The organism is Aerococcus sp. 1KP-2016 (genome assembly GCF_002252085.1).
Classification (GTDB): Bacteria; Bacillota; Bacilli; order Lactobacillales; family Aerococcaceae; genus Aerococcus.
The window spans coordinates 13297-29929 of record NZ_NEEY01000025.1 but is presented as its reverse complement, the minus strand read 5'-3'; the positions used below and the strand labels follow the sequence as shown (position 1 = coordinate 29929).

Annotated in this window: 14 protein-coding genes and 1 pseudogene; 9 read left to right on the top strand and 6 right to left on the bottom strand. The window is 40.5% G+C overall.

What is annotated here, in order from left to right; genetic code table 11:
* Positions 1-557: 557 nt before the first annotated feature.
* Both B9P78_RS05950 and B9P78_RS05945 read right to left on the bottom strand, forming a co-directional pair.
* Entirely contained in the window at positions 558-1475 is a 918-nt protein-coding gene (locus B9P78_RS05950) for an MBL fold metallo-hydrolase (protein ID WP_094518582.1), read from the bottom strand.
* 47 nt (positions 1476-1522) lie between these two features.
* The gene (locus tag B9P78_RS05945) at positions 1523-2707 is read right to left on the bottom strand and encodes an acetyl-CoA C-acetyltransferase (RefSeq protein ID WP_094518581.1); all 1185 of its coding nucleotides are present in this window, start codon (positions 2705-2707) and stop codon (positions 1523-1525) included.
* 731 nt (positions 2708-3438) lie between these two features.
* Here B9P78_RS05945 and B9P78_RS05940 point away from each other — a divergent pair.
* Together B9P78_RS05940 and B9P78_RS05935 are read left to right on the top strand one after the other, a co-directional pair.
* Positions 3439-3849: a cupin domain-containing protein gene (locus B9P78_RS05940; protein WP_094518580.1), complete on the top strand. Its 411-nt coding sequence runs from the start codon at positions 3439-3441 to the stop codon at positions 3847-3849.
* 74 nt (positions 3850-3923) lie between these two features.
* A complete protein-coding gene (locus B9P78_RS05935; protein WP_094518579.1) occupies positions 3924-4736 on the top strand; it encodes an HpcH/HpaI aldolase/citrate lyase family protein in 813 nt (270 codons plus the stop codon).
* Positions 4737-5244: 508 nt separating this feature from the next.
* Here B9P78_RS05935 and B9P78_RS05930 read toward each other — a convergent pair.
* Both B9P78_RS05930 and B9P78_RS05925 read right to left on the bottom strand, forming a co-directional pair.
* Positions 5245-5811 carry a hypothetical protein gene (locus B9P78_RS05930; RefSeq protein WP_094518578.1) on the bottom strand — a complete coding sequence of 189 codons (567 nt, stop codon included), beginning with the start codon at positions 5809-5811 and terminating at the stop codon, positions 5245-5247.
* A gap of 103 nt (positions 5812-5914) precedes the next feature.
* Complete coding sequence (locus B9P78_RS05925; protein ID WP_094518577.1) at positions 5915-6448, bottom strand: transcription repressor NadR; 534 nt, start codon at positions 6446-6448, stop codon at positions 5915-5917.
* 551 nt (positions 6449-6999) lie between these two features.
* Here B9P78_RS05925 and B9P78_RS05920 point away from each other — a divergent pair.
* A complete protein-coding gene (locus tag B9P78_RS05920) occupies positions 7000-7473 on the top strand; it encodes an S-ribosylhomocysteine lyase (protein WP_094518576.1) in 474 nt (157 codons plus the stop codon).
* Positions 7474-7497: 24 nt separating this feature from the next.
* Positions 7498-8637, top strand: coding sequence for an ArgE/DapE family deacylase (locus B9P78_RS05915; RefSeq protein WP_094518575.1), 1140 nt, complete (start codon positions 7498-7500; stop codon positions 8635-8637).
* A gap of 90 nt (positions 8638-8727) precedes the next feature.
* On the opposite strand, the gene B9P78_RS05910 is transcribed toward B9P78_RS05915, so the two are convergent.
* Together B9P78_RS05910 and B9P78_RS05905 are read right to left on the bottom strand one after the other, a co-directional pair.
* On the bottom strand, positions 8728-9438 hold the full coding sequence (locus tag B9P78_RS05910; RefSeq protein WP_094518574.1) for an LrgB family protein: 711 nt from the start codon (positions 9436-9438) through the stop codon (positions 8728-8730).
* A gap of 6 nt (positions 9439-9444) precedes the next feature.
* On the bottom strand, positions 9445-9831 hold the full coding sequence (locus tag B9P78_RS05905; RefSeq protein WP_094518573.1) for a CidA/LrgA family protein: 387 nt from the start codon (positions 9829-9831) through the stop codon (positions 9445-9447).
* A gap of 191 nt (positions 9832-10022) precedes the next feature.
* On the opposite strand from B9P78_RS05905, the gene B9P78_RS05900 reads away from it, so the two are divergent.
* From B9P78_RS05900 to B9P78_RS10680, 5 genes and pseudogenes are all read left to right on the top strand, one after another.
* Entirely contained in the window at positions 10023-10454 is a 432-nt protein-coding gene (locus B9P78_RS05900; RefSeq protein WP_094518572.1) for a LysR family transcriptional regulator, read from the top strand.
* A complete protein-coding gene (locus B9P78_RS05895; RefSeq protein WP_094518571.1) occupies positions 10409-10948 on the top strand; it encodes a LysR family transcriptional regulator substrate-binding protein in 540 nt (179 codons plus the stop codon). The genes B9P78_RS05900 and B9P78_RS05895 overlap by 46 nt, the downstream gene beginning before the upstream one ends.
* A gap of 162 nt (positions 10949-11110) precedes the next feature.
* Positions 11111-12493: a 23S rRNA (uracil(1939)-C(5))-methyltransferase RlmD gene (gene rlmD / locus B9P78_RS05890; protein ID WP_094518570.1), complete on the top strand. Its 1383-nt coding sequence runs from the start codon at positions 11111-11113 to the stop codon at positions 12491-12493.
* Between the two features lie 592 nt (positions 12494-13085).
* A complete protein-coding gene (locus B9P78_RS05885) occupies positions 13086-14627 on the top strand; it encodes an ATP-binding cassette domain-containing protein (RefSeq protein ID WP_094518569.1) in 1542 nt (513 codons plus the stop codon).
* A 415-nt stretch (positions 14628-15042) separates the two neighbouring features.
* Positions 15043-16592, top strand: a pseudogene (locus B9P78_RS10680) (helicase HerA-like domain-containing protein).
* The last annotated feature ends 41 nt before the right edge of the window (positions 16593-16633 follow it).

The following is a 16633-nucleotide window of genomic DNA, read 5'->3' as shown; positions in this document are numbered from 1 at the left end:
TTACTCGGATATGTCCTCCTTGTTTTAGGTTTATTACCTTGTAACGCTTCTTCATACGCTGCTTTAACCGTACGATAGTCACATCCGTATTGTTCCGCTAACGCAGTATAATTGGGCTTTATGCCATCAATCATATGTTTTTTCACTCCTTCTCTGATATCTCTTCTCATTCCTATTCCACTCCAATTCTATAGGGGATAAGAAGAGTATATAAAAAATGTAGGAAAACCAACAATTTTACATTGTCATTTTCCTACATTTTATAACTGTTCTTTACATGCATAAAATATGGGCACTCATATTTGATAAAAATGGATGAGAAATCAAATATGAAACCCCATATTTGAAAAAAACCATAAAAATTCAAATATGAGTATCCATTCTTGAAAAGCGCTACTGCAGGGCTATGAAAAACATATAGTTAATCAAGAACTTCAAAAGGAAAGTGTTGGTGCACGGGCACCAACACTACAAAACAATCTAATACTCATCAAAAAAGTCGTATGCTGCATTCAAACTGGCATACGACTTTTCCTAATTATATAGAAGAAACTTGTTTATTGGGCTACCATGCTGTCCACTTGGCGCGGTGTGCGGTCTTGTTCTGGGGTAAATGGGATGTGGACATCGCGCGATGATTTCATGGCGTATTGGATGTTTTTACCGTCTTCTGTGTATTCAATCACGCGGTAATATGGATCGTGGTAGAACATGAAACGGTAGTGGTTGGCTAGCGCTTCGGCCATGTATTTTTCCTTGGCAGAGATTGAATCCATTGGGTAGTCGTCGAGGCCACCCACCCATAGCGGATTTGTATGCACAAATGATAGCAAAATATCTGCCATATGTAGCATGGTTTCGCCGTTTTGTTCAAGTCGGATAATCGCATGGCCTGGACTATGGCCGCCAGAGAATTCCATTGTGATGCCGTCGGTGACTTGGAAGCTGTCGTCAAAAGTGACGACTTGGTTTTGAATGGCTTCCCAATTCTCGCGAGGATAGGTATTTTTCGTACGGGCATTAGGGTGGCGCACAGCATCCCATTCAACGGCTGACATGTAAATCGTAGCGTTGGGATAGGTTGAATGCCACGCGTCATCTGCAAAATAAGTTAGGCCGCTGGCATGGTCGTTATGCATATGCGTCATCATGATGACATCGATATCTTCAGGACTAATGCCGAGCTGATCAAAATCTTCCATAATCCTACCGGGCTTTTCCAAACCAACATTACGCTTGGCTTTTTCCGTAAATTTATCTAGATTAAATGAAGCATCAATCATGTAGTTCATCCCTTGATATTGAATCAAAATGGGATCAGTTGCTTCAGCCACTTGATTGCGGTCATTATATGGATAGTAGCGGCCCCACAAAGTCCGAGGAACAGGCCCAAAAATCGTCCCACCGTCAGTATTAATTAGCGCACCATTTAGCCAAGAAATTGTCATATCGTGAAAAGTATATTGATCTATCATAGTCCTATCTCCTTTTTCTTTGTACGAATCTATCCAACAGTATTCATTTACGCCTGCTCAACAATCATTGAAATACCTTGCCCACCGCCGATACAGAGGGTTGCCAAACCATATTGAGCCTGGCGCTTGGCCATCTCATGAACCAGCGTCACTAAAATGCGCGCCCCGGATGCACCAATCGGATGGCCTAACGCAATCGCACCACCGTTGACATTCACCTTTGTCATATCCGCCTCTAGGTCTGTCAAAACTGCCAGCGCTTGCGAAGCAAAGGCTTCATTGGCTTCAATTAAATCCATGTCTTGTATGGTGAGTCCCGACTTGTCTAAGGCCTGGCGGGTAGCGGGTATAGGACCGGTACCCATAATCGCTGGATCAACACCCGCACTTGCATAACTTTTAATGGTCACAAGGGGCTCGATACCTAAGGCAATTGCCTTTTCTTTGGCCATCAATATTACCGCAGCGGCCCCGTCATTGACACCCGACGCGTTGGCCGCGGTCACTGTACCGCCATCTTTCTTGAAAGCGGGGCGTAATTTTGCAAGCGAGTCAGGGGTGACACCGCTACGTGGATACTCATCGGTGTCGACCATGGTGATGTTGCCTTTACGGTCAGCTACGGGCACAGGGATGATTTCCGCTTTGAAGCGCCCCTCATTGATGGCAACTTCAGCTTTTTGTTGACTCTCAGCTGCTAAGATATCCTGGTCTTCACGACTAAAGCCATATTTTTCGGCAATGTTTTCAGCAGTCATGCCCATATGATAGCCCTTGAAGGCATCGGTTAAGCCATCGTTGACCATGGAATCGACCACTTTTTGATCCCCCATACGCATGCCCCAACGTGCACCCGGTAGAACATATGGTGCTTGACTCATATTTTCCGTACCACCTGCAATCACCACATCAGCATCACCAACCATAATACTTTGTGCCGCTAACACAACTGCCTTTAAGCCCGAACCGCAAACCTTATTGACGGAGAAGGAAGGTTTTTCGATTGGGATGCCGGATGCCACTGCCACTTGTCTCGCCACATTTTGACCAAGACCAGCACTTAAGACGTTACCGAATATCACTTCATCCACCTCTTTGGGGTCTAAATCAATCTTAGATAGGGCACCAGTTACGGCAACCTTACCCAAATCTACAGCCGATACATTTTTAAAGGCACCTCCAAATGAACCAATCGGTGTGCGTTGGGCAGCGACAATAACAACTTCAGTCATGTAAAACTCCTTTCACCATGCTTTTCCTTAAACATGGATACCAATAGTGGTGATTATGCCAATAAAAAAAGCGAGCCTCGTAAAGGCCCGCTGTGTTACTAGCTAAGAGCCCGCATTCACGAGAAATAGGACTCTTCCAAATGATCTGGAACAATCCTAGTTAGCTAATAATAATAATAATAAAGATGTATGTGTTAGGTTGACTGGAGTCACAGACCACAATTGATCTGTCATATGTTTTTGATTCATTTGCATATTCATTGCGTCCACGCTCCTTTTGTTTTGTTGCTATAACCTTAACATCGATAAATTAAATTAACAAGTGATTTCTCATATAATTTTCATAATACATTTTAGGAAGTGGTAACAAACATTGGACACATGGGGTTTTTATAGCAAAAATTTTATCTCTATATTGTGAAAAGGCGTAAATTCAATCCAAAAACAAGCCTGCAAACACATAAAATACATAAATTGTATTTTATTAAGGGGCCTCCAAACCACCAATCCCCCCCGTGTAAACGAGCATAAAATAAGCTTTCCTTCATATAAGCGCTGTTATTTTCTCAGTAAGGAAAAAATCAGCTTAATGGAGATTTGTATTTTTTATACAAATAAATTTGCACAAAGTGACTTGTCAATTTTCAGATAGGGTGTTAATGTTTGTCTCAAGATATTTCTAATCTATTTCTAATATATAACTAAGGAAACAAATCTAGGAGGAATGAACGATGGCATTGGACAAGGTAGATTTTGGAAACGTAAACGAATTACCATACAGACCCTTACGTGCAGGGATTGATCAGGCGGTATTTGCTATGAGTGCTGAGGGTGTGAATATCACATGTAATCGTGTGGATAACGGCAACGAATTAAACCCACATACGCATGCTGATCATCAGCAAATCGCTTGGATTTTACAAGGGGAATGTGATTATTATGTGGACGGTCAACCTTTCCGAATGACAGCTGGTTCGTGGGTCGTCGTTCCCAAAGGTGTGGAGCATTATATTCATGTATACGATAGTCCTGAAACAGTGATTAACGTAGATATTTTTGCACCAGCGCGTGAAGATTATAATGACATTTACAGTAAATTCTTAAAAGAACAAGGGTATGAAGGTTTTAATATTATCGACTAATAGGGTGTAATGAACATTACTTATTAGTGATTGGATTTTGCGATAAAAACAGCCAACTTGAAAGGATGATAGTTATGGAAATGAGAAACCTAGTCAAAGAAAAAATTGAGGAAAAAGGGTATGCAATTGGGGCATTTGTAGCCTCCAGTTCGTCCATGAATGTGGAAATTTTAGGGGTGAATGGCTTTGATTTTGCCATGATCGATTTTGAACACGCCCAAACCAGCCTAGAAACAGCTGTGGATATGATTCGTGCGGCTGAATTATATGGTGTTGCACCCTATGCCCGTGTGTATAATCCAGAAGATGGTCCAATGATGGGGCGAATGTTGGACGTGGGGATTCATGGTTTGATGGTACCAATGATTAATACGGCTGAAGAAGCTGAATTTGTTATCCAAAATACCAAGATGCCACCTATCGGGATCCGCGGTAAAGGGATTGGCCGTGGACCACTTTGGGGGGCTTACGAAAACTATAATAACGGTGAAGTAGACGAAAAATCGATGGTTATCGTCCAATGTGAAACACCAGAAGCTGTGGAAAATATTGAAGAAATCGTGCAAGTGCCGGGGATTGACTGTGTTTATATCGGTCGTCTAGACCTTGCCCATGCTATGGGTGTGGAAGATCCGTCTACAAGTCCCGAACTTGAAGCCAATATTCAACGTGTATTGCGTGCCTGTAAAGATGCAGGCGTCATTCCAGGTATCTTTACGGCTGGTCCTGAAGATGCAACCAACCGAATTGAACAAGGTTTTCAATTCGTAACGGTATTGAACGACCTTGCCTTCTTCAGACAAGCGACCAAACAACGAATCGATGCTGTACGACAAGCGGTTGAAGGTGACGAATATCTGGTGACAGATGCAGTATTTTTGAAATAATTTATAGGCAGAATCTACTGGAAAGAACAAGCGGTTGGGGCAGGTGGTTCCAACCGCTTTTGTTGTCTTGTGAACAAGGTTATTACTGAATAGTTTGAGATTGTGGACAAAAAGCGAAGAGCGTATTCAAATCATTAGCTATATATTCAAAAATGGGAAGGTCATATTTGACAAAATGATGCCAAAATTCAAATATGAAATCTCATAGTCGAAAAAATGGCCAAATATTCTCATATGAAAATGCGTACTTGATACATTAAATAGAAGCATAAAGTATGGGGATTTATATTTGACAAAATGATACCAAAAATCAAATATGAAATCTCATACTTGAAAAAAACCATAAATATTCAAATATAAAAACCCATATTTGAAAAAACCGTAAATCTTCCAGTATGTGCATTCATTACGGAAAATCCATGCCCGCATGAAAGAAATGCCCGTTTCATAAATAGAAAAAGACCGGACAGATTGATGTCCGGTCTTTTCGTATGCCTATCTATAGTGATTAAAGTTCAACTTGTGCAAAGTTAAGGTGTGCGCGTTTTTCAATGGCTTTTGTAATTTGGTAAGAGATTTCGAAATCGACCATACCATGAACTAGGGTACCAATACCAATTAAGACGATTAAGGTATATAAGAATCCATCGCTAGGTGCACTAACGCCTGTAGCGGTTAGAATATAAACGATTGCGACTTCACCAAGGCCGTGTAAAATGTTGACCCACAAGCTGAAAACTGTACGGCTTGCAGTTTTTACAAGGGTCTTAGGAAATTTTTGTAAGTAGTAGGCACCAATTGTTGCGAAAATTAGATGGGTCAAAGCACGAGCTACGATGACGATTGGGAAACCAGCTATTAAGAAGCCAATTGTTGTACCAATTGCAACGATTGCTGCAGTCGAAGGTTTTCTGAACATGGCCATGTCAACTGGCACATGTGAACCAAGTGTGAATGATGCGGGGCCAATCACGACTTTAAAAGGCATAATCATTGGAATAAAGATACCAATCGCGGTCAATAGACCAGTAATCGTTAAGTTTTGTGTTGTTTTTTGAACCTCATTGCGTTGCATGTGTAATCCTCCCAAAGTTTGTTTTTCTCCATCATACGCCCTGAATAGTAGAGGTGTCAAGACAGGTGTCTTGACATACGAGAAAGATACAATTGATACTAACCTAGATTGATTCGTCTAGCAGGATGCCTGCAGCGAATAAGTCGCGTTTAATCTCATCAAATACGGTTTTATCTGGTGCAGTTATCGTGTGTAAATGAATCCCATTCGTCAATGATGACAACATGGCACCTTTATGGCTAGCCATTTCTGCGGTGAAATGTGTAATATCAGCATGCGATTGAATGGTCAATGTGGCCTTGATGATGCCATAGTAAGGATGATCAATTTCAATGTTTTCCACCCAGCCACCTCGGTCAACGATCATAGCTAACTCGTTGACTGCCTGGTCAGAATCGTGTTGGCAGACGATTTTACCTCGGTAACGGCTGTTATCCTGGGCGGTGGCTTTTGTGGCTAATAGATAGCCTTGATTGGTTGCGATGATATCGTGGTCACTAGCGCGTAAAATCGCTACATCGCCTACAATAATCTGGCGGCTGACTCCGAAGGCATCGGCTAGGGTATTGGCTTTTAGTGGTCCTCTTGCATTGGTTAGAGCATTTAATAATGCGTCTCTTCTGTCGGCTGCTTTCATGCTATCTTCTCCTTTGGCTCTTGCTTAAATTATAGCATATGCAGGCCTTTTCACCACGCGCTTTGGTCATGAGCATTCGTTTGAAATCGCGCGTGACTTATGTCAAATGATAGGCCACAAGATGCCGGGGATTTGTGACTTGTTTGTGGGAAAAAGGCACACATGGTGAATAGTAGTGACTTATCTACCAGGATTTGTCATAGGTTAACCAGGTATGTGACTTACCCGGAAATATCAGTCACCTGTGATAGAGGTTAGTGGACTTTTGATGTCTAATACGTCACTTTTCATACTAACAACAGGCCACTCATGATTGGCGCTGAATATTTTCTGGATAGGTGCATCAAGTAGGCTACTGCACGTCAGCAAATGTTGCGGTATAAACGAAGCAAGGTGTTAAGTGATAAGAATAGCCAATCACGGGTGTTCGTCAGGTGATTTCAAAGAATCAGGCCGCCCCGTTGACTGAAGGTGGATTCATGGTAAAATGAAAAAGCAGTTAGAAAAGTACAGGTTAAAAATAATGAATCATAGAAAAGGAAGTTATTGAAATGGCAAAAGTTGAAAGTTTTACATTAGATCATGATGCAGTAAAAGCACCTTATATCCGCGTGGCGGGGGCAGAAACAGGACAATTAGGCGACAAATTATCTAAATTTGACGTGCGTTTCTTACAACCAAACGAAGATTCTATGCCGACAAGTGCCATCCATACCTTGGAGCATTTATTAGCAGCTTACACTCGTGACTACCTAGATGGCGTCATTGATATTTCACCAATGGGTTGCCGTACAGGTTTCTACATGATTGTATGGGGCACACCGTCTGTTGAAGAAGTGGCTACTGTAATGACGAAAGTATTAGAAGATGTTGTGAAAGCAGAGTGGACTGACGTACAAGGTACTGAACGTGGCGAATGTGGTAATTTCCGTGACCATTCGCTATGGGGTGCACAAGAATATGCGAAAGATGTCTTAGCGAAAGGCTTCTCTGTAGATCCATTTGAACGTAAAGTATTAAAATAATCGTCTTTTTCTAAGGAGATTGAAATGGATAGACAAGAGAAAATTCGTATTCTTCAAGATGTGATTCAAATTCAGTCACCTAATGGCAATGAAGAGATTGTGGCCTTATATTATAAAAATCTGCTTGAAGCATACGGGATTGATGCGCGCATTATTCCTTATAGTGACGGGCGTGCCAACTTGGTGGCTGAAATTCATGGTCAAGACCAGGGGAAAATTTTGGCGGTTTCGGGGCATATGGATGTGGTAGATGCCGGTAATGCCGACTTGTGGGATTTTCCACCGTATGCTGCTGAGATCCATGACGGCCTGATTTATGGACGCGGGACAACAGATATGAAGGCTGGCTTAACGGCGCTGATTATCGCCATGATTGAACTGAAAGCATCTGAGGAGCCCTTCAAGGGGACAGTCCGTCTTTTGGCAACCGTTGGCGAGGAAGTTGGTATGATGGGGGCTGAACAGCTGACCCAAATGGGATTCACACAAGATATCACGGGTATGCTGATTGCAGAGCCAACGAAACCCTTCTATCATACGAAACATAAGGGTTCTATTCAGTATCAGGTCATTGCACATGGCCGAGCTGCCCATTCTTCAACGCCTGACAAGGGCATTAATGCGATCTTGTTAATCAATGAGTTCATCAATAAGACCAATGCCAAAATGGCAGCCGCAACCAAGTTAGCCTACAATGATACCTTGGGTGCTACTTTAAATGTCTTTACTATGATTGCAGGGGGCAACCAGATTAATTCTGTGCCAGAGGCAACCATCCTATCAGGAAACGCCCGCACGGTGCCAGAGGTGGGCAACGATGTGGTGATTGGTATTTTTAATGAGGCGATTGACAGTATTAATGCCAAGGGTCAGGGGTCATTGGCCTTGAATATTCTACAAAATAATCAATTTGCTGACGGTGCCAATGACTCGGACCTAGTCGCGAGCATCTTAGCGGTTGATCCGGATGCGGAAAACCGCGGGTTGAGTGCCGCAACCGATGGGGCAATTTTTACTGACGTTGACAATGATTTTGATTTTGTCATCTATGGTCCAGGCGATATGGCGGATGCGCATACCATCAATGAAGCGATTGGTGTCGATGAGTATCTTGAGTTTATCGCGCGTTATGGGGCAATTTACCGTTCGTATTTAAATGAATAGGCAACAAAAAAACGGATCGCAAAGATCCGTTTTTTTTATCGTTTTAAAATTATGAGAGATTTGGTATTACTGGTAAAATATGAAGTGTGATTAGCCGAATAATAAGTTTGTAATTGGTACTGTAAGTGGTGATAAAACTACTACAGTGATACCAGTTATAACCATTGATAATCCAGACATTGCACCTTGAACTTCACCCATTTTGATTGCTTCAGTTGTACCCATAGCGTGGGCAGAAGTACCCATGGTAATACCTTGCGCAACTGGGTCGTCGATTCCTGCAAGCTGGTAAACTTTCTCACCAATAACAGCACCGATAACACCTGTAAAGATAACAACGGCGGTTGTGATAGAGACAATCCCACCTAATGAATCAGAAACCCCAACTGCGATGGCAGTTGTAACTGATTTAGGAATCAATGTACCAACCATTTCTGGTCCGAAATTGAAGATTAACGCAAAAATATAAATCATTGCTGTATGGATAATCACACCTGTTAAAATCGATACGATAATTGGTTTCGCATATTGTTTCAAGTATTCAAAGTTCTTTTCAAGTTTCACAGCTAAAGAAACTGTCGCAGGTGTGATAAATAGTTTGAAGAAGCCACCACCGTTATTATCGTAGGTTTCTAGTGGAATACCTGTGAATAAAAGGAATAAAATAATGACGATGATCGAGAAAGCTAGTGGTATAAATAATGGGTTAGGCCATTTTTTATTTAAGTAGTCTGCAAGTAAGTAGATACCAATAGTTAATGTTACCCAAAACATTGAGTTATTCATAAGTGTTTCTAACATAATTGGCTAGTCCCCCATTCTTTCTTTATTTAATTTTTTAGCATCATCACGACGCTTGATTCCTTGAACGCTACGTCCAGCTAGAATCATTGTAAGGGTAGTTGTTACTAGCATGATAATAATTAGTTGCCACCATCTGTCTGCTAAGACATCGAAGTTAGCCATGATACCAACCCCAGATGGTACAAATAGGATAGCCATGTTTGCGGTAATCCAGGTTGCTACGCTGTCTACTTTGTCAATATCCAATAGTTTAGTGTGTAGTGCGAAGAACATTAGAATCATCCCAATTACACTACCAGGAATCGCAATGAATGATGAAATTAATTCAGAGACGATTGTACCCAATAATGAGAATAGGAAAATCCAAAACAATTGTTTGATGATTTTCATTTTTGTTTCTCCTTGTTTCCATTTTTTGTTATTTTTAGAACGATTTTGTATATCTTATCTATAACATTACGTTGAAAGCGCTTCACTAACAAATTTATTAATTTTATAGTATTATAAATTCTGTTAATATATAATAGAGAGAATTAATAGCAATAAAATGCTTATGACCACGTACATTTTGGAGGTAAACAGTGAATATCCAAGATCTTATTTATTTTAATGATTTAGCGAAAACCCTAAATTATACTGAAACAGCGCACAATTTTTTTGTCTCCCAGCCCACAATTTCATTAGCTGTGAAACGTTTAGAGGAAGAATTTGATACAAATTTGTTCAATCGCCAACGATTTAGCAAGGGCATGACCATAACTGAAACGGGTGAATTATTGTTAGATTTTTCCAATAGGCTCGTCTTACAACTAGCAGCGACCAAACAAAAAATTAGAGACACCAGCAACAATGTTGTTTCATTCGGTTTTCTCCCTACTATTGGTGGGGCTTTATGGCCGCGTTTTATTCCACAAGTGAAGAAGGCTAGCCAGATATTCATTTTTACGAAGAAGAAAGTTCGGATGTCATGTTTGAACTTGTCAAAACCGGAGAAGTACCAATTGCCATCATAGGCCATGATAAACCTGATATTTCCGATGAAAGCATTCAGCAGACACCCATTTTAAAAGAGACGTTTACTTTGTGGACGAAGGCAGACCATCCATTAGCTAAGAAAAGCATCATTACCCCAGCTGATTTGAAGGGTGAAACTTTACTGTCTTTGTCACAAGGCTATACGCATCAACGTATTTTCCATGACTGGTTAGCAGCGAACCACTTAGAAGATGAGGTAACCTTGCTTTATACTAAAGAGATTAGAACAGCCTTATCAATAGCGAGTACGTCACATATGTTGGCTTTCATGTCCCCAATTATTGCTGACCGACATTTAGATTTGGTCCAATTGACCATTGAAAGTGCACCAAAATTCTATATTTCACTCGTTGTGAATACCGCAGAACAATATGGCCACAATCAACGCGTTTTTAATGAAGAGATGGCCGATATCGCCTCTGATTTGTATGAACAATTCAGTGCATTAGAAACTAAACGATCAATTGAATAGGGCAGCAGTACAAGTAACGCAATAGATGCGCATAAGTTATGGGACTATTGATAGAAAAGAGTAGGCCAAAATGAGAATCCTTCCATAAAGGGTGGATTCCTTTGTCCTTGTTTTGTCAATCCAGTAAAGCGTGGTAGAATGAAAAGACTGAAGAAAAGGATGATGAACGTGAAACAAAAATATACAACACCTGTACAAAAAAATGATACCTTTGAGGGCACCATTGAAGATTTAACATTCCAAGGATTGGGCGTAGCCAAAGTTGAAGGCTATCCAATTTTTGTAGAAAATGCCCTAACAGGCGAAGAAGGAACGATTTTAGTCGTTTCTGTCGGCAAAAAATACGGCTACGGTAAGATGATTGACTTGCAAAAAGCCTCTCCAGACCGGGTTGAATTAGTCGATAAAGTATCAAGCCAAGTTGGTACTATGCCATTACAACACATGACTTACCAAGCACAACTTGCCTTCAAGCAAAAACAAGTGGCCGATGCCCTACATAAATTCGGCTTGGATAAAGGTCGTACTGTTCACCCAACAGTAGCAGCGGACCAACCATTCAACTACCGTAACAAAGCCCAAATTCCAATTGGCACCAACGAAGAGGGTCAATTATATTCAGGTTTCTACCGTAAAAACTCACACGACATCATTCCAGTTGAAGACTTCAAAATTCAATTACCGGGCATCGATGAAGCAATTGCCACCATCGTTGCTATCTTAAACAAACATAATTTAAAAGGCTACAACGAACAACATCACAGCGGGTTAATCCGTAATCTTGTGATTCGTAAAGGTTACTACACTGATCAAATGATGGTCATCATCGTTGTGAATGGTCATTCATTACCTGAAGAAGAAACCATTGTAAGCGAAATTGTAGAAGCTTTACCAAATATTGTGTCTATTATGTTGAATGCCAACGTGAAACAAACAAATGTTGTCATGTCAGGCCAACAACATATTCTATACGGTGCAGACCGTTACGAAGATAAGATGTTTGATTTAACTTACGAAATCTCAAGCAAATCTTTCTTCCAAATTAACACACCGCAAGCTGAAAAATTGTATCAATTAGCGATTCAAGCTGCAGACTTACAAGGTGACGAAACAGTTATTGATGCATACTCAGGTATTGGTACCATTACCTTATCACTTGCCCAAAAAGCCAAGACCGTTTATGGGGTAGAAGTTGTAGCTGACGCTGTGAAGATGGCGAAAAATAATGCTGCGAAAAATGCCATCCATAACGTACACTTCGAAACTGGCCAAGCTGAAAGAGTCATGGGCGAATGGGTCAAAGCCGGCGTTAAACCAAACGTTGTCGTGGTCGATCCACCACGTAAAGGACTTGATGACTACTTCATCAACTCAACAATTGAAGCAAATCCAGATAAGATTGTTTACGTATCATGTAACCCAACAACGATGGCACGCGACGTTGCTAAATTTGTTGAGGCAGGTTATGACTTCACCGAAGTTCAACCATTAGATATGTTCCCGCAAACTTGGCATACAGAAGCAGTACTTGTGTTGAGTAAATAATTTTTAGCTTAATGCAAATAAAAAATTAGGCACACTTAACTTCGTCTTATAGGGGGGATTAGGTGTGTTTTTTGTGATATTAGGAATTCTTGTATTTGTAAAAAATAAATAACCATTATTTAGGATTTATTCGCCTAGATAAGTTCCGCAAATTTAGAAAAGGGCATTTATTTTTACAAAAAGATGCCTAATCCACAAAATAGGAAATCTATTTGAACAGATAGATGCCCAAATTTATCAAAAAGGCATTTATTGTATAAAATAAGTCCACTCCATTGATAAATAATTTGTCGCATTTCATTATGTTGTCCCTTCATTCCTGCTAGGTAGATGGGCAAATCAATTGATTAAGGATAATCATTTATAAGTGTTGACTTTCGGCATGCCATACTCTAGAATGTGGATAAATATCATTCAGTAAGGAGAATCAATTAGAAATGCGCATTTAATCTCAGAGTAGCTAAACTTAAACCAAGAAAAACGCTGGGATAAGTCTGCTTATTTGAGAGGATGCCATATCTATTGGGATCCAATTAAGTTTAACTGCTCTTTTTTCATGTCGGTAGCTTTGCCACAGTAAAGGAGTTTTTTTATGTTACAAATTCAATCTTTAAATATGCACCACACACGAAACCACCAACAATTAATTGAAGAAGCCAATTTTGTCATCAATCCCGGAGATCGAGTAGCCTTAATAGGCGCAGAAGGAACAGGTAAAAGTTCCCTACTTCGCTGGATTTATAATCCGAGTCTTACTCCCGAATATATCAATATAACAGGTCAAATGAAAAATGACTTCGGTAAAATGGCTTATCTGCCCCAAGTGATGGACGCAGAGACACTTCAATCAACCATTGATGACTATTTATTCAACCCTGATGATGCAGCGACAACAGATTTTAATTTGTTATTTCAAGCTGCACAAACCTTAGACTTTGACGTTAATGCCCTTGATGGGGGATTGAAAATGTCTCAATTATCGGGCGGTCAACAAATCAAATTACAATTGGTTAAGTTGATGGCCTCAGATCCTGACTTTTATTTGTTAGACGAGCCGAGTAATAATTTAGATTTCGCAACACAAAAATGGTTGATTCATTTTATTAAGACAACGCCAGCAACCTTCCTTTATGTTTCTCATGATGAACACCTCCTTCAAGAAACGGCAACCAAAGTAATCCATTTAGAGCAAGTGCACCATAAAACGAAGCCTCGGTTTACGACCAAACAAGCCAATTATCAAGCGTATGTAGATGAAAGGCGAGAACGTTTTACCAAGGTTACGCAAATTGCCAATAAGCAAGTACAAGAATACAAAGGCCTCAAGAAGAAAAACAATGAGATTCAACAGTCGGTTGATCACCAGTTGGAAATCACCAAAGATGTTTCAGTTGGTCGCATGTTAGCAAAAAAAATGAAAAACTTAAAGTCACAAGAAAAAAGATTTGACCGTGAGAAAGGTAATTTTACGGAAAAACCGCTTGCGGATGATTTAATCAATATCGAATTCAATAGAACCAAACCTTTGGATAACAAATTATTGCTAAGCCTTTACCAATATGAGTTGAATGAACCTGTGCCACATTTGATTCAAAACATTCATTTTAATTTTCATAGCCACGATAAGGTTGGTTTTTATGGCGAGAATGGTGTTGGCAAAACGAGTTTGCTAGCAGTTTTATATAATATGCTTAGTCAACGTGAAGATATTCAACTGGGCTACATGCCACAAAATTATCAAGACCAGTTTGATATGGAACAAACGGCGATTGATTTTCTGACAGTGGTTGGCGATAAAGAAGAACATACGCTAATTATGACCGTTCTTGGCAGCAGTCTGTTCACTGTTGAAGAAATGCAACAACCAATTAAACGACTGTCAGGTGGACAACAAGCCAAGCTATTTCTACTGAAAATGAGTATGGAAGGGAGTAATGTCATCTTGTTAGATGAACCTACGCGAAATTTTTCTCCTTTGTCACAAGGGGAATTACGTACCATGTTCCAGGAATTTACAGGTGGCATCATTGCTATATCACATGATTTATTATTTATGGAGGCTGTATGTGACAAGATCTATGAAGTAACGAGCAATGGTCTTCTTGAACATAAAAATAATCAATTTAGCAATTAAATATAGGCACACTCAAATTCCCTTGTAGGGGTGTTGAGTGTGTTTTTTTCGTGCGCTCAATGTAGATAAGGTCCTCAATTTTTCAACCATAGTACTTTTAAAAAATAAAAACTACTTATTCTGAACCTATTTGCATAGATAGGTCCTGCAAATTAAGAAAAGGGCATTTATTTTCCCGAAAAGATGCCAAATCCATAAATTAGGGAATCTATTTGTATAGAAAGATGCCCTAAATTATCAAAAAGGAATGTATTGTATAAAATAAGTTCCACCTTCATCTCAGACAGCGCTAATCTAAATCCACCCAAAATGATACTTGTCACTATTCAATCTGTTCGTATACTTAAACATACCATTTAGATGATGAAATCGCTATAATAAGGATAACGATCGACTGACAAGGGGGGATGGAAAGATGTTTAAAGATGGCAAAGTATATTTAGGATTGAGTAGTGACAATAAACCAGTAAGTATGGACTTAGCGATGGCCAACCGTCACGGGTTAATTGCAGGTGCGAGTGGTACAGGGAAGACCATTACAATGAAAGTATTAGCGGAATCATTCGCGGATGCTGGTGTACCAGTATTTATGTCCGATATTAAAGGGGATGTTTCTGGAATCATTGAGGCCGGTGAATCATCAGATAAGATGGAAGAACGGATTGACCGATTTGCCCTGCGTGATGTTTTCCAATTTAAAGGCTATACCACAACATTTTGGGATGTGTATGGCCAACAAGGACATCCAGTTCGCGCAACGATTTCTGACATGGGGCCAGATCTATTATCTCAAGTATTTAATCTAACGGAAGCGCAAGAAGGCGTCCTCAACATCATCTTCAAGATTGCAGATGACAAAGGCTTGTTACTGACCGATTTAAAAGATTTGAAAGCCATGATCGCCTATGTGGGTGAACATCGTAAAGAATTCCTGCTCGATTACGGGAATATCACTAGTCAGTCGCTTGGCGGTATCACACGAGCCTTAATCCCGATTGAAGCCCAAGGTGGCGATCAATTCTTTGGGCAACCAGATTTAGATATTCATGACTGGATTCGTACCGATAGTAACGGCAAGGGAATGATTAACTTACTAAATGCCGTGCAATTGGTGCAAAGTCCTAAATTGTATGCCATGTTCTTATTGTGGTTGATGTCAGAATTATTCGAATCATTACCAGAAGCAGGGGACAGCGATAAACCAAAACTAGTCTTCTTCTTCGATGAAGCGCATTTGTTGTTCACAGATACACCGAAATTCTTGTCCAAAAAATTGAACAAGTGGTGAAACTTATTCGATCAAAAGGTGTGGGTATTTACTTCGTCACTCAAAGCCCTGCCGATATCCCTGATCCAGTCTTAGCCCAACTATCCAACCGAATCCAACATGCCTTGCGTGCCTATACACCGGCTGAACAGAAAGCTGTGAAAACAGCAGCCGAGTCCTTTAGACCCAACCCATCATTTGATACATCGACGGTTATCTCAACACTCGGCGTTGGCCAAGCCCTAGTATCTACGCTTGACGGTGAGGGAATCCCACAAATGGTAGAACAAACGGCGATTATACTGCCACAAAGTAAAATGGCACCAGCAGCACCAGAAAACATTCAACAAGCCATGGCCGATGATGGGATGAGCAAATACGATCAAACGGTTGAAAAAGATTCGGCCTATGAATTATTACAAGCAAAACAAGATGAAACACAGGCCGAAGCGCAACTATCTGCAGAACGCGAAGCCTTCGAAAAAGAAAAAGCAGAATATGCCGCAGCTAAGGAAAAAGAAAGCGAAGCCCAAGCGAAAGCAGCTGAAAAAGCGCAAAAAAAAGCCGAAAAAGCTGCCGCCGAAGAAGCCAAACGCGCAGAACGTCGCCGCGCCAAAATTGAAAGCCAGGTCATCTCTACAGCAAGCCAACTGATTAAACGAGGCATCTTGAATACCTTGAAGAAGCACTTCATGTAACATGTTTCGAATGTTTGATTACTCAAAGTTGGCAAAAAAAT